Below are 18,413 nucleotides of genomic sequence, written 5' to 3'. Positions count from 1 at the left end.
AGGACAGCTTCGCATGACGGCGCTCAGGACGCGAAACTGGCCTCGACCTTGGGCTGCGGGGTTTCGCGGTCGATCCGCGCACCGGGCATGGCGATCAGGGCGGCCAGCGCCACGAGGGCGCCCACGACACCCAGCGAGGGGATGACCAGGGCCGCGGCCGAGGCGTGCGCGGCGGCCAGCCCGTGCAGCGGCGCCTCGGTGGCGATGACAGAGGTGTAGGCGGTGCCGGCCAGCGCCAGGGCGACCGAGCCGCCGATCTGGCGGAAGAAGGTCAGGTTGGCCGAGGCCGTACCCATGTACTGGGGCGGCACCGAGTCCCGCACGGCCACGGTCAGGCCGGAGAGCATCGGGCCCATGCCGAGGCCGATCAGCGCCATCCACCCGACGAGCACCCAGGGCGGCGTGTCCAGCGTCAGACCGGCGCACAGCAGCGTGCCCACGACCAGCAGGAACGGCGCCGCCACCAGCCACGGCTTGTAGACGCGCGTCCGGCTGATCAGCGCGCCCACGACCATGCTGCCCACCACCATGGCCAGGGTCAGCGGGTAGATCCGCAGCCCCGACTCGGTGGCGCTGGCGCCGAGCGCCTCCTGGAAGTAGCGCGGCAGGAACACCACACCGGCGAACATGCAGAAGGCGGTGAAGAAGGACGTCACGTTGACCAGCGTGTACGTACGGTTCCGGAACAGGTGCATGGGCATGATGGGCGCCTCGGCCCGCCTCTCCACCACCACGAACACCACGAGCGACACCAGAGCCAGCACGATCGGCCCGATCACCGGGACGCTGGTCCAGGTGTGGCCGTCGAGCCCCTTCTCGGTCAGGCCGATGAGCAGCGCGCTGATGGCCACCGTGAAGACCCCGATGCCCAGATAATCAGGCCGCCCGCCGCCATGCCCCGACTGGCGCGGCAGGCGCCGCACGATGATCGCGATCAGCACCAGGCCGATCGGCACGTTCACATAAAAGGCCCAGCGCCAGCTCGCGTGGTCGGTGAAGAGCCCGCCCAGGAACGGCCCGGCGAGGTAGCTGAGCGCCATCACCCCGCCCATCGCGCCCTGCACCCGGGCCCCGCCCTTCTCCGGCGGGAACAGTTCGAGCACCAGGGCGATCGACAGCGGCAGCAGCGCGCCCGCGCCCAAGCCCTGCAACGCGCGGAACAGGATGAGCTGCGTCATGTCCTGCGCCACCCCGCACAACGCCGAGCCCAGGAGGAACACGGACATGCCGATCAACAGCAGCGGCTTCCTGCCGTGCTGGTCCGACAGCCTTCCATAGAGGGGCACGGTCACGGTCGAGGTCAGCAGGTAGGCCGTGACGACCCAGGTGTAGAGATCGACGCCGCCCAGCTCCGTGATGATCCGTGGCAGAGCCGTACCGACGATCGTCTGGTCGAGCATTCCCAAGAACATGCCGCCGAGCACGGCGACCAGCAGGAGGCCATCGCCTCTGCGCTTCATGTCAGTATTCACGTGTGGAGAGTGACATGTAAGAATTGACATGTCAAGCCATTGCTATGCTGGCCGACATGTCCCTACGGATCGCGCTGCTCGGGCTCCTCGACGCCAAGGGGCCGGCCAGCGGCTACGACCTGGCGAAATCCTTCGAGCGGTCGCTCAATCACGTCTGGCAGGCCGGGCACACGCAGATCTACCCGGAGCTGGTGAAGATGGCCGCCGACGGGCTGGTGGCGGTCGAGTCGGAGGGGGCGCGCGGACGGAAGATGTACGCGATCACGCCCGAGGGCGCGGAGCAGCTGCGCTCCTGGCTGGTCGAGCACGAACCGGCCGGTGCGATACGCAGCGAGGTGGCTCTCCAGGCGTTCCTGCTTCCGCTGCTCGACAAGGAGTCGGCCATCGCGGTGGTCGAGCGCATCAGGGCGGCGGGCCGGGAGCGGCTGGCCGTCCTGGAGTGCAAAGACCCGTCGAAGTTCGGCAGGTACGCGCTCAGCCTCGGCCTCGCGCAGAGCCGTTCGGCGCTCGCCTGGGCCGACGAGACTCTGGCCGAGCTGCGCGGGCTGGAGCCGGCCGACCAACCGGCCCCAGCCCACCCGCAGTAGGGCTAGGAAAGCAGGGACAGCTCTTCATCGGTGAGGACGAGGTCGGCCGCGGCGGCCGAGTCGATGATGCTCTCCGGCCTGCTGGCCCCCGGGATGGGGATCACCACGGGGCTGCGCGCCAGCTCCCAGGCCAGGCAGACCTGCTGCGGCGACACGCCCCGCGCCGCCGCCACCGTGCCGAACGCCGTGTGCTTGCCGCCGAGCTCGGACGCCGAGCTGATGCCGCCCAGCGGCGACCACGGCAGGAACGCCACCCCGAGCTCCGCGCACACGTCGATCTCCGGCTCGCTGGTCCGGAACTTCGGCGAGTACTCGTTCTGCACACTGGCCAGTCGCCCGCCCAGGATCTCGTGGGCGAGCCTGATCTGCTCCGGGTTGGCGTTGGAGATGCCCGCCATCAGGATCTTCCCCGCGTCGAGCAGGTCGCGCAGGCCGCCGAGCGTCTCCTCGTACGGCACGGCGGGGTCGGGCCGGTGATGCTGATAGAGCCCGATCGCCTCCACCCCCAGCGCCTTCAAGGAGCGCTCGCACGCCTCGGCCAGGTAGTCCGGCCGGCCGTTGACCTGCCACCCGCCGCCCTCTACCCGGGTGTGGCCGCCCTTGGTGGCCACGAGCACGTCGCCGGTGTCGCCGCTCCAGCTCGCCAGGGCCTTGGCCACGATCCGCTCGTTGTGGCCCACCTGGTCGGCCGACGGCGTGTAGGCGTCGGCGGTGTCGATGAGGGTGACTCCCGCGTCGAGCGCCGCGTGGATGGTCTTGATCGACTGGGCTTCGTCGGGCATGTGCCCCGCTACGGACATGGGCATGGCGCCTAGCCCGATGGCGCCGACACGGGTCTGGCCAATAGATCGTGTGTTCATCTGAATGGTGGCGCGGAGACCCGGTCCTTTAGGGCCGGGAGGAAGCGCCACCCCTCCTCTCGAAAACAGTATGGAAAGACTCGGTCACGTTCGGTAATATGTGCGGTGGGTGAGAGTACTGTTACAGGAGGTGCGCGTTGGCGATCCGCCGCTCCGCCACCAAACGCACCGGCCTGCCCACGATCGTGCAACTGCGACTCACACCCACCCCAGCCCAGGCCGACGCCTTGGCGGCGACGGTGCTGTTGTGCAATGAGGCGGCCACCGTCGTGTCCCGGCTGGCCTGGCAGCACCGCACCTTCACTGTGGTGGAGTTGCACCGGCTGGCCTACTACGAGGTGCGTGCGCAGGTGGCCGGGCTGGGCTCGCAAGCGGCCGTGCGGGCGATCGCCCGGGTCGCCGGCGCCTACGCCAACCGGCGGGCCAGCAAGAAACGCGCGCACATCTTCCGCCCGCACGGCGCCGTCCCCTACGACGCCCGGCTGATGAGCTGGAATCGTGACGCCCGGACCGTGTCGCTGTGGACCCCCAGCGGCCGCGTCACCGTCCCCTACACCGGCCGCCCAGAAGATCTCAAGGTCGTGGACGCGTTGCCGGTGGGGGAGGTCGACGTGATCTGCTGGCGCGGGGTGTGGCTGCTGCAGGTCGCGCTCACCCTGCCCAAGCCGGCGGTGCGTGAGCCGGTCGGCGGCTTCCTCGGGGTGGATCAAGGGGTGGCGAACCTGGCGGTCACCTGCGACGGCGCGGTGCTGCCCGGCCCTGCCCTGACGGGCCCGGTCGGCGGTAACGGCCACGTCCGCACGCTGCGGGAGCGGCGGCACCGGCAACGTCGTCGGCTGCAGAAGAAGGGGACGTCGGCGGCGCGGCGGGTGCTGCGCCGCCTGACCGGTCGTGAGCACCGGATGATGACCGACCTCAACCACCAAATCAGTAAGCATGTGGTGCGTGAAGCCGAACGCACCGGTCGTGGTGTCGCCCTGGAGGATCTGCAGGGCATCCGCGGCCGGGTAAGGGCTCATCGGTTCCAGCTGCGCACCCTGCACAGCTGGGCGTTCGCCCAGCAGATCACCTTCACCCGCTACAAGGCCGCCCGTGCCGGGGTCGCCTTCGTGTTGGTCGACCCCGCCTACACCTCGCAAGCGTGTCCGGAGTGCGGGCATGTCAGCCGGGCGAACAGGCCGGCGCGGGGCCGGTTCGTCTGCACCAGGTGTGGCCTCGCTGGGCACGCCGACCACATCGCGGCCCGCAATATCGCCACACGCGGCGCAGCGGACTGGGCTGCCATCAACCAGCCACACGCTACCGGCCTCCCTTCACCCAGACGGGACCGTGAGAGCAAACCACCAGCTTCAACCGGTGGTAGCTGATGAACCCATCCTCCTCATGGCGCGGAGGTGGGGTCGAAGCGGGGTCAGGCCCCGGCAAGCGAGGGTGAGGTCGAACCGGGGTCAGGCGCCGGTAAAGCGGATGGTCACGTGCGAGCCATCGCAGAACGGCTTGTTCCTCGAGTTTCCGCACCTGCAGAGCGTGACGCGGTTGCGTACCTCGTAGTTCTGGCCGTCGGCCGAGGTGACCGGAATGCCGCCGCGTACCCAGATCGGCCCGCCCACGCCCGCCACCTCGTCCTCGACGATGCCGATGGACGGCGGCAACTCGGGCTCGATCGGCGAGCGGGACAGCGACAACTCGGGTTCGAACGGCGAGCGGGACGGCGGCAGCTCGGGTTCGAGCGGCGAGCGGGACGCCCAGGCGGTGAGCCGGCCCGACGGGCAGTGCGCGGCCTGTCGCGCGGCGGTCTCGCCCTGTCCGGGGATCTTGAGGAGCTTCCACACCTGCCCGTCCGCATCGCAGAAGCGGGCGAACGCACAGAACGCGGGCGCGTCGGTGAGCGCCAGTTCGGGCCCGGTCTGCTCCTCCGCCTGCCCCAGGTATGACCGCTGCGAGGCGGTCTCCGTGCCGTCGAACCGCACCCGCTCGTGGCTGCCGTCGCAGTAGGGCTTGTTCTGCGAACGGCCGCAGCGGCAGAGCTCGTACGACTCCGCGACCGGATAGTCCTCGCCCTGGACCCACTTCGTCGACTGGCCCATCGCGTCGCCGCCGATGACCTGCCTGGCCATGGGGACCGATCCGGTCACCACGTAGGGACCGTCGGGCGTCACCTCGATGCGCATACGTCTCCCACCTCGCGCGGGCGGGGGGCCGTGGACCATGCTTCCCGGCAGGGATCGGCCGAAACCCGCAGGCTGAGCCCGGTCTGACCGCCTGTCTAGTCCCGGACGTTCTGCGCCAGCTGGGTGAGAATCTCCTCGAACAAGGCGGTCTGCTCCTCGCTGAGCCCCGCGCGCAGGCGAGTGTCGAAGGCCATCGCCACCTCACGCAGCCGATGGAACAACCGCTCCCCTTCCTCGGTCAGCTCGACCACGTGGACGCGCCGGTTGGCGGGGTCGCGGCGACGGGTCAGCAGGCCGCCGCTCTCCATCGCGTTGAGGTGGTGGGTCAGCGTCGCCCCCTGGATGCCCACCGCCTCGGCGAGCTCGCGCTGGTTGCCCAGCTGCCGGGACTTGATCGTGACGAGGATCTGCCAGACCGGGGCCGACCCGCCGGCGGCGGCGAGCGCGTCGTCAAAGGCCCGGCTCAGGGTCCTGGCGGTGGTGGTGAGCAGCAGGCCGATCGGCGGCCGGACGGGTGGCATCATGCCGCCGAGTTTAGCAGTGCCATCTAACCGTTTGACATCTAATGCTTCGATATCTATCGTCAAGGACATGCAGCCAAACTCTTCCCTCAGTGGCAAGGTCGCGGTCGTGGCGGGGGCCAGCCGCGGCATCGGAGCCGTCACCGCCCGCGCCCTGGCCCAGGCCGGCGCCGCCGTGGTGCTCGGCGCCCGCGACACGCAGGCGGTCGAACAGGTCGCCGCGGACATCCGCTTCGACGGCGGACAAGCGCTGGCCGTATCCCTTGACGTCGGCGACGCGGCATCGAGTGAGCGACTGGTCCAGCGGGCGCTGGAGACCTTCGGCCGGCTGGACGCGGCCTTCAACAACGCCACCGACGGGCCGATGCCCGCGCCGCTGGCCGACATCGATCCCGACGACTTCGACCGGGGCATCCGCACGAACGTGCGCGGCACCTTCCTCGGCATGAAGTACCAGATCCGGGCCATGCTCGCCTCAGGTGGCGGCTCGATCGTCAACATGGCCTCGCTCGCCGGGGTGCAGGGCCACTCGGGCCTGAGCGCGTACGTGGCGGGCAAGGCCGGGATCATCGGCCTGACGAAGGTGGCCGCGCTCGACTACGCCGACCAGGGCGTCCGCGTCAACGTGGTCGCCCCCGGCCCGATCCTCACCCACCACCTGGAGGCGGCGGGCGAGGAGGCGCAGCGCCTGGCCGGACTGTCGACGCCCATGCGGCGCGTCGGCCAATCAGGAGAGGTGGCCGCGGCGGTCGTGTGGCTCTGCTCCGACCAGTCGTCGTTCATCACCGGAGTGACCTTGCCCATCGACGGCGGGCAGGCGGCGGGCAACAAGCCCGCTCGCATGTACCGCCAGGGCCAGCCCATGGAGAGACAGGAGATCTGATCATGACCATCGACCAGCGACTCGACGAACTCAGCAGGCAGTGGATGGCGGCCGAGCGCCGCGGCGACACCGAAGCGCTCGACGCGCTCACCGTGCCCGACTTCACCCTCGTGGGGCCGCTCGGCTTCATCCTGAACAAGGACCAGTGGCTGGCGCGCTACCGCGGAGGCGGCATGGTCACGCACGAGATGAGCTGGGCGGACGTCACCGTACGGGAATACGGCGACACGGCGGTGGCCATCGGCGTGCTGGCGCAGCGCGCCGCGTTCCAGGGCACACCGGCCGACGGGCGCTTTCGCGTCACCCAGATCTCGGTCAAGGACGGGGACCGGCGCCTGCTGGCGAGCCTCCACTACAGCCCGATCGCGGCCCCACCGGGCCGCCCCTGACCCCGTATCTCTCTCCATCCGGTTAAGCCCCGCAAAAACCGGGGTAACGGGACGAAGTTGGCTAAACTCGACAAGTGTCGACATAGCCCCTTATTCCGACTGGTATAGTCGGTTTTCGTCGCGAGCCTGACTGGCGGCTCGGACAGAGAGGGATTGATGCAGGGCGGAACAACTCGCCTGGCGGGCACGGGCCTGGCGATCGTGCTGACGCTCGCCGCGTGCGGCGGCGTCGACACGGGCGGCTCGACAGGTACGGCGGCCAAGCAGGAGATCACGGTCACCGCGTTCGCGGGGGCCTGGGGCGAGCTGTTCAAGAAATCGTTCGTCGAACCGTTCGAACGCGACACGGGCGTCAAGGTGAACCTCGTCTACGGCGCGAACGCCGAATGGCTCACCAAGCTGCGCGCGGCCGGCGGCGAGAACCCGCCGTTCGACGTCATCGCCTTCACGCCCGACGCCTCGCGCCCCGCCGCGGCCACCGGTCTGCTCCAGCCGCTCCCGACCGACCGGCTGGCGCACTGGAAGGAGCTGGACCCCGTACTGACCGAGAAGTCCGCCTATGACGGCAAGCAGTACGGGGTGCCGCTCACCACGGGTTCGACCGGGCTGATGTACCGGACCGACAAGATCAAGAACCCGCCCGCCGACTGGTCGGACATCTTCGACAAGCAGTACTGCGGCCATGTCGCGCTGCCGCCCCTGACCTACAACCCGGGCCTGGAGTTCTTCTCCGCCCTGGTCACCTCCCAGGGCGGCAAGCTGTCCGACCCCGCCGCGGTGGACAAGGCGTTCACCCAGCTGGCGAAGCTGAAGGGCTGCGTGTCGTCGTTCCCGGCCAACGCCGGCAACGCCGCCACGGTCATGGAGAACGGCGACGCCTGGATCATGCCCTTCTGGGACGGCCGCGCCTTCGCCATGGAGCAGGCCGGCTCGCCGATCGGCTACACCTATCCCAAGTCCGGTCCGGTGGGCGCGCTGACCTCCTACTTCGTCGCCGCCGGCACGGCGAAGACCGTTCTCGCCACCAAGTTCCTCGACTACTTGACGGCCGCGGCCAACCAGAAGCCGTTCGCCGAGGGCACCTGGTACGCCGCCGGGAACGACACGATCACCTACAGCAAGGAGTTCGACCAGCGGGTGCAGCACGGCCCCGAGGTCTATCGCAAGTTCATCTGGGTCGACTACGCCGTCGCTACCCCCAAGCTGAACGAATGGCAGCAGCGGTGGAACCAGATCTTCGGCTGATCGAACTGCCCGAGGAAGGCGCCGGACACGTCGAGATCGAGGGCCTGGCCGCCGGTTACGAGGGCGCCCGCGTGCTCGACCTGGAGCGGCTGTCGATCCGCAAGGGCGAGTTCCTGTCGATACTCGGGCCCAGTGGCTGCGGCAAGACGACCCTGCTCAACTGCGTCGCCGGCTTCGTGCAGCCGACGGCCGGGCGGATCGTGATCGACGGCGCCGACGTGACGGACCGCCCGCCGTACCGGCGGGGGCTCGGCATGGTCTTCCAGAGCTACGCGCTGTTCCCGCACATGACCGTCGCCGGCAATGTCGCGTACGGGCTGCGGATCCGGCGGCTGGACCGGGCCGAGCGGGAGGAGCGGGTACGCGAGGCCCTGCGCCTGGTCGGCCTGGAGGGCTACGCGGACCGCCGCCCCCGGCAGCTGTCCGGCGGGCAGCAGCAGCGGGTGGCCCTCGCCCGCGCCCTCGCCATCCGGCCCGCCGTCCTGCTGCTCGACGAGCCGCTGTCCAACCTCGACGCCAAGCTGCGCAGGGAGATGCGGGTGGAGCTGCGGGCCATCCAGCGCCGCATCGGCACCACGATGGTCTTCGTCACCCACGACCAGGAGGAGGCGCTGGCCCTGTCCGACCGGATCGCGGTCATGAACGGCGGCCGGATCGAGCAGCTCGGCACCCCCGACGAGGTCTACCGCCGACCGGCGACGCGGTTCGTCGCGCAGTTCATCGGCGCGGCCAACGTCCTGGAGGGCACGGTGGCCGACGGCCGGCTCGACGTGGACGGGATCCTGCTCGACGCGGGCCCGCTGCCGGTCCGGCAGGGTGGCCGGGCGGTGGTCGCGATCCGTCCTGAGCGCATCCGGCTGAGCACACGGCTGAGCGCCGACGGCCAGGGCACGGATGGCGAGGGCGCCAACGGCCGGGGCGTCCCTGGCACGGTCGGTTATCGCGCCTTCGCCGGCGACGCCTGGCACGTGGAGGTGCGGCTGGCGAACGGGCGCACGCTGACCGTGCAGGTCGCCGACACGGGCGCCGACTCCGCCGACCCACCGGGCGCGGGCACGGCCGTCGTCGCGCACTGGGACCCGGCCGACGTGATCGTCCTCGACACGGGAGCGGGGGCGGACGTGGAGGCGGCCGGAGACGTGGGAGCAGCCGGAGACGTAGGAGCGGGCGGATGACCCGTGCCAGGCGGTGGGCCGGTCTGACATACGTGGCTCCGCTGGTCGTCTTCCTGACGGCGCTGTTCCTGGTGCCGCTCGTGGAGCTGCTCCGGCTCAGCTTCAGCCCGGTCGACTCCTACAACACGGCGCTGCCCGGATTCACCCTCGACCAGTACAAGCGGGTCTTCACCGAGCCCTACTTCTACGGCTCGCTGCTGGAGACCCTGGCCACCGCGCTGCTGGTGGCGACGTTGTGCGTGCTGCTCGCGTACCCGGCCGCGTACGTCCTGGCCCGCCGCGCCCCCGGTACGACGCGCACCCTGCTGTTCGTCATCGTGATCTCGCCGCTGCTGACCAGTGTGGTGGTACGCACCTACGGATGGGTCGTCCTGCTGTCCGGCAACGGGGTCGTCAATCGGCTGCTCGTCGCCACCGGGTTGCGGGACGAGCCCGCGCGGCTGCTCACCAGCTACCCGTCGGTCGTGATCGCCGTCACGCACGTGCTGCTGCCGTTCGCGATCATCCCGCTCACGACCGCCCTCGGCGGGCTGGACCACAACCTGCACCGGGCCTCCCAGACGCTCGGTGCCGGGCCGATACGGACGTTCCTGCGGGTCACGGTGCCGCTCAGCCTGCCCGGCGTGGTCACCGGCGCGCTCATCGTCTTCGCCCTCGCCATGGGGATCTACATCACGCCGCTGCTGGTCGGCGGCGTCACCCAGCCGCTGGCCGGCATCCGCGTCTACGACCAGGTGGAGACGGTGTTCAACTATCCGGTCGCGGCGGCGCTCAGCTTCGCGCTGCTGGCGCTCACGCTCCTGTCCACGACGCTGCTCGCGGGCGGGTTCCGGATCTGGGAACGGCGGCTCCATGGCTGAGCGACGACGGAGAGCCGAGCTGGGACGGAGAGCTGGGCGACGGCGGAGATTCGGCTATGACCGGGCCGTGGGGCTGCTGGGTGGCGCCTGCGCGGCGGCCGTCTTCCTGTTCTTGATAGCGCCGCTGGTGGTGCTGGTGGTGAGCTCGTTCAACCGGGACGCCTCGATGGCCTTTCCGCCGTCCGGGCTGTCACTGCGCTGGTACGGCGAGGTGCTCGGTTCGCCCGACTGGCAGGTGTCGTTCCGGCTGAGCGGGGTCCTCGTGCTCATGGTCGTACCGACGACCGTGGTGATCGGCACCCTCGCCGCCTACGGTCTGGCGCAGGGCTCTTTCCCCGGTCGGCGGCTGCTCCAGGGGCTGGCGCTGTCGCCGCTGATGGTCCCGGAGATCATCACCGCGCTCGGACTGCTCTACTACTTCCACGGCGTCGGCCTGATCAACAGTGTCCCCGGACTGTGGCTGGCGCATTCGCTGGTCGCGCTGCCCTTCGTGGTGCGCGCGGTCATGGTGAGCGCGGCGAACCTCGACCCGGCGCTCGAACGGGCCGCGACCAGCCTGGGCGCGGGCCGGGCCCGGGTCTTCTTCACCGTGACGCTGCCGCTGCTGCGGCCGGGCATCCTGGCGGGCGCGATCCTCGCCGCGGTCACGTCGCTGGGCGAGGTGGCCGTGACGGCCCTGGTGGCCGGCGCCAACACCACGACGGTGCCGCTGCGGATCTTCTCGGCCGTGCAGTACCAGCTCGACCCGTCGATGGCCGCGGTGTCCACGCTCCTCATGGCCGCGAGCGTGGTCGTGATGGTGATCGCCGATAGGTTCGCTCGCATTTCGGAGGCTTTGTGACTACGGCTGTTCCCCTGATGGCGCGGATCGGCATCGACGTCGGGGGCACGTTCACCGACCTCGTCGCCGCCGTACCGGAACGCGGCCTGGTGGTCCACCACAAGGAGCCGAGCACGCCCGCCGACCCCTCCAGAGCGGTCGCCGACGGACTCGCGGCCATCCTCGCCCAGGCCGACCTGCGGCCCGAGGAGATCGGCGGCATCACGCACGGCACCACGATCGGGCTGAACGCCATCATCCAGCGCCGTGGCGCGCGGATCGCCCTGGTCGTGACCGAGGGCTACCGGGACATCCTGGAGATCGGCCGCAGCCGCATGCCGTCCTCCTTCGACCTGTACGCGGGCAAGGAGGAACCACTCGTCCCGCGTGACCGGATCGTCGAGATCTCCGCCCGGCTGGGCCCCGGCGGCGCGCCCGTGGCCGAGCCGGACGGGCCGGAACTGGACCGCGTGGCCGCCCGGCTGCGCGCCATCGGGGCCGACGCGGCGGCGGTCCTGATCCTGCACGGCTACACCGACCCGGACTTCGAGGAGGGCGTCGCGGCCGGCCTGCGGGAGCGGCTCCCGGAACTGCCGCTGATGGCCTCCGCGACCGTCTGGCCCGAGGTACGCGAGTACGAGCGGGCCCTGGTGGCCTGCCTCAACGCCTACATCCAGCCGCTGATGCGCGACTACTTCGGGCGGCTGGAGAGCAGGGTGCGCGCGCGGGGCGTGCCCGCCCCCATCTTCATCAGCGCGTCCAACGGCGGGTCGATGAGCCTGCGCTCCGCCGCCGAACGGCCCATCGAGACCGTGCTGTCCGGCCCGGCCGCCGGAGTGGCCGCGGCCGCCCGGCTCGGCATGGGCGCCATCGTCACCTTCGACATGGGCGGCACCAGCAGCGACATCGCCGTGACCGTCAACGGTTCGCCCGAACTCGCCACGCACACCACGGTCGGCGGGCTGCCGCTGATCGTGCCCGTCGTCGCGGTGAGCGCGATCGGGGCGGGCGGCGGGTCCGTCGTCCGGGTGGACGATCAAGGCGTGCTCAAGGTCGGGCCCGAGAGCGTCGGGGCCGAGCCCGGCCCGGTGGCGTACGGCCGGGGCGGGGACCGTCCAGCGGTGACCGACTGCTACCTGGCGACCGGGCTGATCGATCCGGCGACGTTCCTCGGGGGCCGGATGCGGCTCGACGCGGACGCCGCCGCCAAGTCCCTCGCCGACCTCGCCACTCGCCTGGGCTCCGCGGATCGCCCGGACCCCGCGACGGACGGCGCTGCTGAGGAGGCGGCTCACCAGGTCGCCGCGGGTGCGCTGCGGGTGGCCACGGCGGGCATGGCCACCGAGCTCCAGAAGATCATGGCCCAGCGCGGCCTCGACCCCCGGCTGTTCACCCTCGTCCCGTTCGGGGGCGCGGGCCCGACCCACGCCGCGATGCTCGCCGAGGAGGTCGGCATCACCCACATCGTGGTGCCGCCCACGGCCGCCACCTTCTGCGCCCTGGGCGCGGCGGGCGCCGACCTGCGGCGCGACTTCGCCCGCAGCCTCCGTCGCCGCCTCGACCCCACGAGCGCCGCCCGCCTCGCCGACGTCCTCGGCGAGCTGTCCGGCCAGGCCCGCGCCTGGCTCACCGAACAGTCCGCCTCAGCAGCAGGCTCCTCGCTGTCCTACTCGGCCGACATGCGCTACTCCGGCCAGGCGTACGAGCTGCGTGTCGCCCTGGATCCCGGCCGGTTCGAGGTGGCGGCGATCTCCGAGGCGTTCCACGCCGAGCACGAGCGCCTGTACGGCTTCCGCGACCAGCACGCCCCCATCGAGCTGGGCACCGCCAGGCTGGGCGTCGTCGGGCCGGTGGCCGAGCTGCCGTCGGCCGCCGTACCTCCGGGAACAGGACGTCCCGCCCCGCACGGCCGCAGGCAGGTCCTGCTCGACGGCGCGTGGCACGCCGCCGACATCCATCTGCGGACGGCCCTGGGCGTGGGCGACGCGTTCGACGGCCCGGCGATCGTCGAGCAGGACGACACCACCGTGGTCGTCCCGCCCGGCTGGTCCGGGGACGTGGACGGCGCCGGGAACCTGCATCTACATCGAAAGGCCTGATCGTGCGGCTCGACCCCGTCACCTTGGAGATCGTCGGCAACCGGCTGAGCGCCCTGACCGAGGAGATGTGCCTGACGCTGCAGCGTACGAGCCGGTCTCTGTACGTCAAGGAGACCGCCGACTTCTGCTGCGCGCTCGCCGGACTCGACGGCGGCTTCGTCGCCTACCCGCGCGGCATCGGCGTGTCGGGGTTCGTCGGGCTGAACCTCCTGGAGGCGGTACGGGGCGCCGGGCCGCTGGAGCCGGGCGACGTGATCATCACCAACGACCCGTACCGGTCCGGCGGCCTCGCCACCCACCTCACCGACATCCAGGTCATCGAGCCGTACTTCCACGAGGGCGAGGTGGTCGGCTACGGCTGGGCGTTCATCCACTGCTCGGACATCGGCGGCCGGGTGCCGAGCAGCCTGTCGCCGATCAACGACGAGATCTACCAGGAGGGCCTGCAGATCCCGCCGGTCAAGCTGGTCCGGGCGGGCGAGCCCAGCCGCGACGTGGAGGCGCTGATCACGGCCAACAGCCGCACGCCGGAGGCCAACCTGGGCGACATCCGCGCCATGCTCGCCGCCCTGCGCACCGGCCGCGAACGGCTCGCGGGCGTCATCGCCCAGCACGGCGTGGACACGGTGCTCGCGGCGCAGGACGACCTGGTCTCCTACACCGCGGGCAAGGCCAGGGCCGCCCTGTCCCGGCTCGACGACGGCACCTACCGCTTCGTCGACTACCTCGACGACGACGCGGTCTCCAGCATCCCGGTACGCCTGTCGGTCACCGCGACCCTCGACGCGGGCGAGCTGCACCTCGACTTCACCGGTACGGATCCGCAGGTCGCCGCAGCCTTCAACATCGCGACCCTGGGCCGGCCGCACGCCTGGATCACCACCCGGGTGCTCGCGCTCATCTGCACGCTCGACCCGGGCATCGCGCTCAACGCCGGGCTCATCGAGCCGATCAGCGTCACCGCGCCGGAGGGCTCGCTGGTCAACCCCGTGCGCCCGGCCGCCGTGGGCGTACGGCATGCCTCGGCGTCTCGCGTCAACGACGCGGTCGGCGGCGCGCTGGGGCTCGCCGCCCCGGCGATCCTCCCGGCGGCCTCCAGCGGCCTGGTGGTGCCCGTCGTGGTCGCCGAGCAGCAGAACGTCCAGGTGCTGGAGCCGATGGTGGGCGGAACCGGCGCCCGCGACGGCGCCGACGGCGTGGACGGCCGCGACAGCGGCATCTCCAACCTGTCCAACAACCCGGTGGAGACGGTCGAGACGGAGATCGGCGTCGAGATCCTCCGCTACGGCCTGCGGGCGGACTCCGGGGGCGCCGGGCGCTGGCGCGGCGGCTGCGGTCTCGAACTGACCTTCCGCGTGCTGGACGACGGCTCGAAACTGCTGGCCCGGGGGCTGGAACGGCTGTGCTTCCGCCCGTGGGGCGTGCGGGGCGGCGGTCCCGGCGCGCCTACCGAGTTGATCGTCAACCCGGGCACGCCGGGAGAGCGACGGCATCTCAAGATCGATGTGCTGCCGCTGGAGCGTGGGGACATCATCACCCTCCTGACCTCGGGCGCGGGCGGTTACGGCGACCCGTACGCCAGGGACCCCGCCGCCGTCCTGCGCGACGTGGAGCGCGGGGTGGTCTCGCCTGAAGCGGCGGCGCACGAGTACGGCGTGGTGCTCGACAGCACCGCTGCCGGGCTCGGCGTCGATGATGCGGCCACCGCCGCGGCCCGCCTGCTCGGCCCCCGTGAGGGCTTCGGATTCGGACCCGAGCGGCAGGCGTGGGAGTCCGTCTTCGACACCGGCACCGTGGACCGGCTGGTGGCCGCGCTGTTCCGCCTGCCGCGACCGGCGCGTCAGCCTCGCCGTACCGCCTTGTACAACGCCGTACTCCGCGAACTGCCCGACGGCTTCCCCCGAACCTCCCCTGACCCGGACCAGCTCGACGCCGCCCGCCGTACCCTCAGCAAGGAGATCATCACGCTGGAAGGACTCGTATGAGGGGAATCGACGCGGTGATGGGCCGGCTCGACGACGCGGCCCGAGACGAGCTCGCCGCGCTCTACCGGGACCTGCACCAGCACCCCGAGCCCGCCTTCGAGGAGAAGCGCACGGCGGGCATCGCCGCCGACCGCCTCCGGGAGGCCGGGTTCGAGGTGCGCACCGGCATCGGCGGCACCGGCGTGGCGGGCGTCCTGCGCAACGGCGAGGGGCCGACGGTCGCGCTGCGCGCCGACATGGACGCCCTGCCGGTGCTGGAACGGACCGGCCTGCCGTACGCGAGCACCACGGACGGGCTCATGCACGCCTGCGGCCACGACATGCACGTGGCCTGCCTGGCCGGGGCCGCGCACCTGCTGTCGGCGGGCCGCGACCAGTGGCGGGGCACGCTCGTGGCGCTGTTCCAGCCCGCGGAGGAGATCGCGGCCGGGGCTCAGGCCATGGTGGACGACGGGCTGTTCGACCTGACCGGCCGGCCGGCCGTCGTCCTCGGGCAACACGTCTTCCCGCGACCGGCGAGCACGGTGTTCATCCGGCCGGGAGAGATCCTGGGCGCCGCCGACAGCATGGAGATCCGCCTGTACGGCAGGGGCGGGCACAGCTCGCAGCCGGAACGTACGGTCGACCCCGTGGTCCTGGCCGCGGCCATCGTGATGCGCCTGCAGACCGTGGTCTCCCGCGAGGTGTCGCCCTTCGAGCGCGCCGTGCTGACGGTGGCCCAGATCCACGCGGGCCACAAGGAGAACGTCATCGCCGACGAGGCGTCCATCACGCTCAACATCCGCACCTTCTCCCCCGAGGTCCGCCGCACCCTGCTGGCCGCGATCGAACGCGTCGTCAACGCCGAGGCCGTGGCGTCCGGCGCGCCCCGGCCGCCCTCCTTCCACACCCTCAACGCCTTCCCCCTGACCGCCAACGACCCCGGCGCCACCGCCGACCTGACCGACGCCTTCACCAGGCGCTTCGGCGCCGCCCGGGTGGCCGACATGGCGCCGATGATGGGCAGCGAGGACTTCGGCGTCTTCGGCACCGCCGCCGGTGTGCCTTCCGTCTTCTGGGGTCTCGGTGGCACCGACCCGTCCCAGTACGCCCGCGCCGAGCGGGAGGGCCGCCTGGCCGAGGACGTACCGGGCAACCACTCCCCCTTCTTCGCGCCCTTGATCTCCCCCACCCTGCCGATGGGCGTCGAAGCCCTGGTCACCGCCGCGCTCACCTGGCTGAGCCGGTGAGTTACCGCGCCAGTCGCCCCAGCAGGCAGGAGGCCGCCGTGATGCCGAGCGCCGCGGCCGCGAGCAGCACCGCGAAGTCCAGCGGCAGGTTCGTGGGGATGCCGAGCAGCAGCCCGCGCAGCGCGTCGACCTGATAGCTGAGCGGGTTGATCACGCTGATGTACCGCAGCCAGTCAGGCATGGCCGTGGTCGGGTAGAGCGCGTTGGAGGCGAAGAACAGCGGCATGGTGATGGCCTGCCCGATGCCCATCAGCCGGTCGCGGGTCAGCACGATCCCGGCGATCGTCACCGACAGGCAGGAGAAGAACGCCGAGCCGAGCACCACGGCCACGATGACCCCGGCCAGGCGTACCGGGTTCCAGGTCATGCTCACGCCCAGCAGCGCGGCGATGAGCACCACGACGACCGCCTGGATCATCGCCTTGACCCCGGCGGCGAACGCCTTGCCGGTGACCAGCGCGGCCCGCGGCGTCGGCGTGACCAGGAGCTTGGTCAGGACGCCCGAGTCGCGTTCCCAGATGATCTGGATGCCGTAGAAGATGGCGATGAACATGGTGGACTGGGCGATGATCCCGGGCGCCAGATAGTCCAGGTATGGGATGCCCTCGGTGGGGATCACCTTGATCCGGGTGAAGGTCTCGCCGAAGATCAGCAACCACAGGGCGGGCTGGATCGCGCGGGTGTAAAGCTCGGTGCGATCGTGGCGCAGCTTCTGCAGCTCCACCACGCACATCGCGGCGACCCTGGCGGGCAGCACCCGCCACCCGGTGCGGGCACGCGGCGGAACCAGCAGCAGGTCGAAGCCGCTCCTGTCAGCCGAGTCGAGTGGCAGTGGTGCGGGCACGTCGGACATCGCGGAACTCCCCTCCTCCGTCGCCGAGGCCGCTGCCGGCGACGTCACGGAAGACGTCCTCCAGCGTCGGGGCCGAACCGTCGCCGAGGCGGGCACGCAGATCGTCGGTGAGCTGCTCCGGTGTGCCGAGCGCCCGTACGCGTCCCTGGTGCATGAGCGCGACCCGGTCGCAGTATTGGTCGGCCTCGTCCATGTAGTGCGTGGTGACCAGGACGGTCATCCCGGTGGCGGCGCGTACCGCCATGATGTGCTCCCACACGCTGGTGCGGGCGATGGGGTCGAGCCCGATCGTCGGCTCGTCGAGCATGAGCAGGCGCGGCGCGCTGACCAGCGCCTGGGCGAGTTCGAGGCGGCGTACCATGCCGCCGGAGAAGGTGGCGGCCATCCGGTCGGCGGCGTCGCCGAGCCCCACGGCCTCCAGCGCCTGCTCGACCCGGGCCGCCCGCTCCCGCCGGGGGACGTCGAAGACGCGGGCGAACAGGGAGACGTTCTCCCGCCCGGTCAGGCTCGCGTCCGCCGACAGCTGCTGGGGCACGTAGCCGAGCAGGCGGCGTACCGCCATCTGCTCAGTGGCCGCGTCGTGCCCGAAAACCCGCACCATCCCGGACGGGATGGGCAGCAGCGTGGTCACGCAGCGGATGGCGGTGGTCTTGCCCGCGCCGTTGGGACCGAGCAGACCGAACACCTCACCGGCGACGACCGTCAGATCAAGGCCGTCCACGGCCCTGGTCTGCCCGAAGGAGTAACGCAGGCCCGTGCAGGCGACGGCCGGTGTGTCGTCACTCATATCATTTCCGCCTCCTCTTGCAGACCCTCGGCCAGCCGGCGCAACGCCGGAAGCGCGGCGGCCAGCGCGACCCGGTCTTCTTCGCTGAGTCGTTCCACCCGCTCGCGAACGAGCGCGGCCCGCCGCTCCTCCCACGCCCGCAGCCGCGCCTCGGCCTCGGGGGTGAGCAGCAGCCGGGCGGAGCGGCGGTCGTCGTGGCCGATCTCGCGCCGCAGCAGCCCGGCGGCGGTGAGCTGGTTGACCAGCGTGGACACCGAGTTCCCCGCCAGAAAGAGCTCCTTGGCCGCCGCCGAGACGCCGATGCCGGGGTTGGCCGCGACCAGCCGCAGCAGCTCGACCTGGGCGCCGCGCAGCAGCGGCCTGGTCATCCCCTTGCGCAGCCGACGCCGGATGAGCCGCTGGATACCGGTCAGGACACCGACGAGGGCGTCGGGAAGGTCCGCTGTGCTCATCCAAAAAGATTAGCTCTGCTCACGA

At 71.2% G+C, this 18,413-nt stretch carries 18 protein-coding genes; 11 read left to right on the top strand and 7 right to left on the bottom strand.

Annotated features, from left to right (window positions below; genetic code table 11):
- Window positions 1-23: 23 nt before the first annotated feature.
- The gene (locus tag ACQP2T_RS12600) at window positions 24-1,472 is read right to left on the bottom strand and encodes an MDR family MFS transporter (RefSeq protein ID WP_433516321.1); all 1,449 of its coding nucleotides are present in this window, start codon (window positions 1,470-1,472) and stop codon (window positions 24-26) included.
- A gap of 56 nt (window positions 1,473-1,528) precedes the next feature.
- On the opposite strand from ACQP2T_RS12600, the gene ACQP2T_RS12595 reads away from it, so the two are divergent.
- Window positions 1,529-2,059, top strand: coding sequence for a PadR family transcriptional regulator (locus tag ACQP2T_RS12595; protein WP_433516320.1), 531 nt, complete (start codon window positions 1,529-1,531; stop codon window positions 2,057-2,059).
- 2 nt (window positions 2,060-2,061) lie between these two features.
- Here the strand turns inward: ACQP2T_RS12595 and ACQP2T_RS12590 are convergent, their stop codons facing one another.
- Complete coding sequence (locus tag ACQP2T_RS12590) at window positions 2,062-2,865, bottom strand: aldo/keto reductase (RefSeq protein WP_433516319.1); 804 nt, start codon at window positions 2,863-2,865, stop codon at window positions 2,062-2,064.
- Window positions 2,866-3,056: 191 nt separating this feature from the next.
- Here ACQP2T_RS12590 and ACQP2T_RS12585 point away from each other — a divergent pair, with 191 nt between their 5' ends.
- Window positions 3,057-4,286: an RNA-guided endonuclease InsQ/TnpB family protein gene (locus ACQP2T_RS12585; protein WP_433516318.1), complete on the top strand. Its 1,230-nt coding sequence runs from the start codon at window positions 3,057-3,059 to the stop codon at window positions 4,284-4,286.
- 81 nt (window positions 4,287-4,367) lie between these two features.
- Here ACQP2T_RS12585 and ACQP2T_RS12580 read toward each other — a convergent pair whose 3' ends face one another.
- Both ACQP2T_RS12580 and ACQP2T_RS12575 read right to left on the bottom strand, forming a co-directional pair.
- Window positions 4,368-5,090 carry a CDGSH iron-sulfur domain-containing protein gene (locus tag ACQP2T_RS12580; protein WP_433516317.1) on the bottom strand — a complete coding sequence of 241 codons (723 nt, stop codon included), beginning with the start codon at window positions 5,088-5,090 and terminating at the stop codon, window positions 4,368-4,370.
- A gap of 95 nt (window positions 5,091-5,185) precedes the next feature.
- On the bottom strand, window positions 5,186-5,614 hold the full coding sequence (locus ACQP2T_RS12575) for a MarR family winged helix-turn-helix transcriptional regulator (protein ID WP_433516316.1): 429 nt from the start codon (window positions 5,612-5,614) through the stop codon (window positions 5,186-5,188).
- Window positions 5,615-5,681: 67 nt separating this feature from the next.
- On the opposite strand from ACQP2T_RS12575, the gene ACQP2T_RS12570 reads away from it, so the two are divergent.
- From ACQP2T_RS12570 to ACQP2T_RS12530, 9 genes are all read left to right on the top strand, one after another.
- Window positions 5,682-6,494, top strand: a complete 813-nt coding sequence (locus tag ACQP2T_RS12570) for an SDR family NAD(P)-dependent oxidoreductase (protein ID WP_433516315.1) — start codon at window positions 5,682-5,684, stop codon at window positions 6,492-6,494.
- Between the two features lie 2 nt (window positions 6,495-6,496).
- Complete coding sequence (locus tag ACQP2T_RS12565) at window positions 6,497-6,883, top strand: nuclear transport factor 2 family protein (protein WP_433516314.1); 387 nt, start codon at window positions 6,497-6,499, stop codon at window positions 6,881-6,883.
- 156 nt (window positions 6,884-7,039) lie between these two features.
- Window positions 7,040-8,128 (top strand): ABC transporter substrate-binding protein, encoded by a 1,089-nt coding sequence (locus ACQP2T_RS12560; RefSeq protein WP_433516313.1) that lies wholly within the window; start codon window positions 7,040-7,042, stop codon window positions 8,126-8,128.
- Window positions 8,107-9,303: an ABC transporter ATP-binding protein gene (locus tag ACQP2T_RS12555; protein ID WP_433516312.1), complete on the top strand. Its 1,197-nt coding sequence runs from the start codon at window positions 8,107-8,109 to the stop codon at window positions 9,301-9,303. The genes ACQP2T_RS12560 and ACQP2T_RS12555 overlap by 22 nt, the downstream gene beginning before the upstream one ends.
- Window positions 9,300-10,163 carry an ABC transporter permease gene (locus ACQP2T_RS12550; protein ID WP_433516311.1) on the top strand — a complete coding sequence of 288 codons (864 nt, stop codon included), beginning with the start codon at window positions 9,300-9,302 and terminating at the stop codon, window positions 10,161-10,163. Before ACQP2T_RS12555 ends, ACQP2T_RS12550 begins: the two co-directional genes overlap by 4 nt.
- Before the next feature lie 67 nt (window positions 10,164-10,230).
- Entirely contained in the window at window positions 10,231-11,004 is a 774-nt protein-coding gene (locus ACQP2T_RS12545; protein WP_433516310.1) for an ABC transporter permease, read from the top strand.
- Complete coding sequence (locus tag ACQP2T_RS12540) at window positions 11,001-13,082, top strand: hydantoinase/oxoprolinase family protein (RefSeq protein WP_433516309.1); 2,082 nt, start codon at window positions 11,001-11,003, stop codon at window positions 13,080-13,082. Before ACQP2T_RS12545 ends, ACQP2T_RS12540 begins: the two co-directional genes overlap by 4 nt.
- Before the next feature lie 2 nt (window positions 13,083-13,084).
- Window positions 13,085-15,067 (top strand): hydantoinase B/oxoprolinase family protein, encoded by a 1,983-nt coding sequence (locus ACQP2T_RS12535; protein ID WP_433516308.1) that lies wholly within the window; start codon window positions 13,085-13,087, stop codon window positions 15,065-15,067.
- A complete protein-coding gene (locus ACQP2T_RS12530) occupies window positions 15,064-16,296 on the top strand; it encodes an amidohydrolase (protein ID WP_433516307.1) in 1,233 nt (410 codons plus the stop codon). Before ACQP2T_RS12535 ends, ACQP2T_RS12530 begins: the two co-directional genes overlap by 4 nt.
- Before the next feature lies 1 nt (window position 16,297).
- On the opposite strand, the gene ACQP2T_RS12525 is transcribed toward ACQP2T_RS12530, so the two are convergent.
- Genes ACQP2T_RS12525 through ACQP2T_RS12515 form a run of 3 tightly spaced genes read right to left on the bottom strand, consistent with a single transcriptional unit; the run spans window position 16,298 to window position 18,388 of the window.
- Window positions 16,298-17,149 (bottom strand): ABC transporter permease, encoded by an 852-nt coding sequence (locus ACQP2T_RS12525; protein WP_433516306.1) that lies wholly within the window; start codon window positions 17,147-17,149, stop codon window positions 16,298-16,300.
- On the bottom strand, window positions 17,109-17,936 hold the full coding sequence (locus ACQP2T_RS12520) for an ABC transporter ATP-binding protein (RefSeq protein WP_433516305.1): 828 nt from the start codon (window positions 17,934-17,936) through the stop codon (window positions 17,109-17,111). The genes ACQP2T_RS12525 and ACQP2T_RS12520 overlap by 41 nt, the downstream gene beginning before the upstream one ends.
- Window positions 17,933-18,388, bottom strand: coding sequence for a MarR family winged helix-turn-helix transcriptional regulator (locus ACQP2T_RS12515; RefSeq protein ID WP_433516304.1), 456 nt, complete (start codon window positions 18,386-18,388; stop codon window positions 17,933-17,935). The genes ACQP2T_RS12520 and ACQP2T_RS12515 overlap by 4 nt, the downstream gene beginning before the upstream one ends.
- Window positions 18,389-18,413: the final 25 nt, after the last annotated feature.

Origin of the sequence: Nonomuraea sp. CA-143628, from assembly GCF_050942315.1 — a bacterium.
In the GTDB taxonomy this organism is placed as follows: Bacteria; Actinomycetota; Actinomycetes; order Streptosporangiales; family Streptosporangiaceae; genus Nonomuraea.
This window is presented reverse-complemented; position numbering and strand designations above follow the sequence as displayed.

Bases quoted from the DNA above. Each gene is read 5' to 3' on its own strand.
- ACQP2T_RS12515 (WP_433516304.1), bottom strand. From the start codon at position 18,388: ATGAGCACAGCGGACCTTCCCGACGCCCTCGTCGGTGTCCTGACCGGT.
- ACQP2T_RS12550 (WP_433516311.1), top strand. From the start codon at position 9,300: ATGACCCGTGCCAGGCGGTGGGCCGGTCTGACATACGTGGCTCCGCTG.
- ACQP2T_RS12525 (WP_433516306.1), bottom strand. From the start codon at position 17,149: ATGTCCGACGTGCCCGCACCACTGCCACTCGACTCGGCTGACAGGAGC.
- ACQP2T_RS12520 (WP_433516305.1), bottom strand. From the start codon at position 17,936: ATGAGTGACGACACACCGGCCGTCGCCTGCACGGGCCTGCGTTACTCC.
- ACQP2T_RS12580 (WP_433516317.1), bottom strand. From the start codon at position 5,090: ATGCGCATCGAGGTGACGCCCGACGGTCCCTACGTGGTGACCGGATCG.
- ACQP2T_RS12595 (WP_433516320.1), top strand. From the start codon at position 1,529: ATGTCCCTACGGATCGCGCTGCTCGGGCTCCTCGACGCCAAGGGGCCG.
- ACQP2T_RS12590 (WP_433516319.1), bottom strand. From the start codon at position 2,865: ATGCCCATGTCCGTAGCGGGGCACATGCCCGACGAAGCCCAGTCGATC.
- ACQP2T_RS12570 (WP_433516315.1), top strand. From the start codon at position 5,682: ATGCAGCCAAACTCTTCCCTCAGTGGCAAGGTCGCGGTCGTGGCGGGG.
- ACQP2T_RS12565 (WP_433516314.1), top strand. From the start codon at position 6,497: ATGACCATCGACCAGCGACTCGACGAACTCAGCAGGCAGTGGATGGCG.
- ACQP2T_RS12530 (WP_433516307.1), top strand. From the start codon at position 15,064: ATGAGGGGAATCGACGCGGTGATGGGCCGGCTCGACGACGCGGCCCGA.
- ACQP2T_RS12560 (WP_433516313.1), top strand. From the start codon at position 7,040: ATGCAGGGCGGAACAACTCGCCTGGCGGGCACGGGCCTGGCGATCGTG.
- ACQP2T_RS12575 (WP_433516316.1), bottom strand. From the start codon at position 5,614: ATGATGCCACCCGTCCGGCCGCCGATCGGCCTGCTGCTCACCACCACC.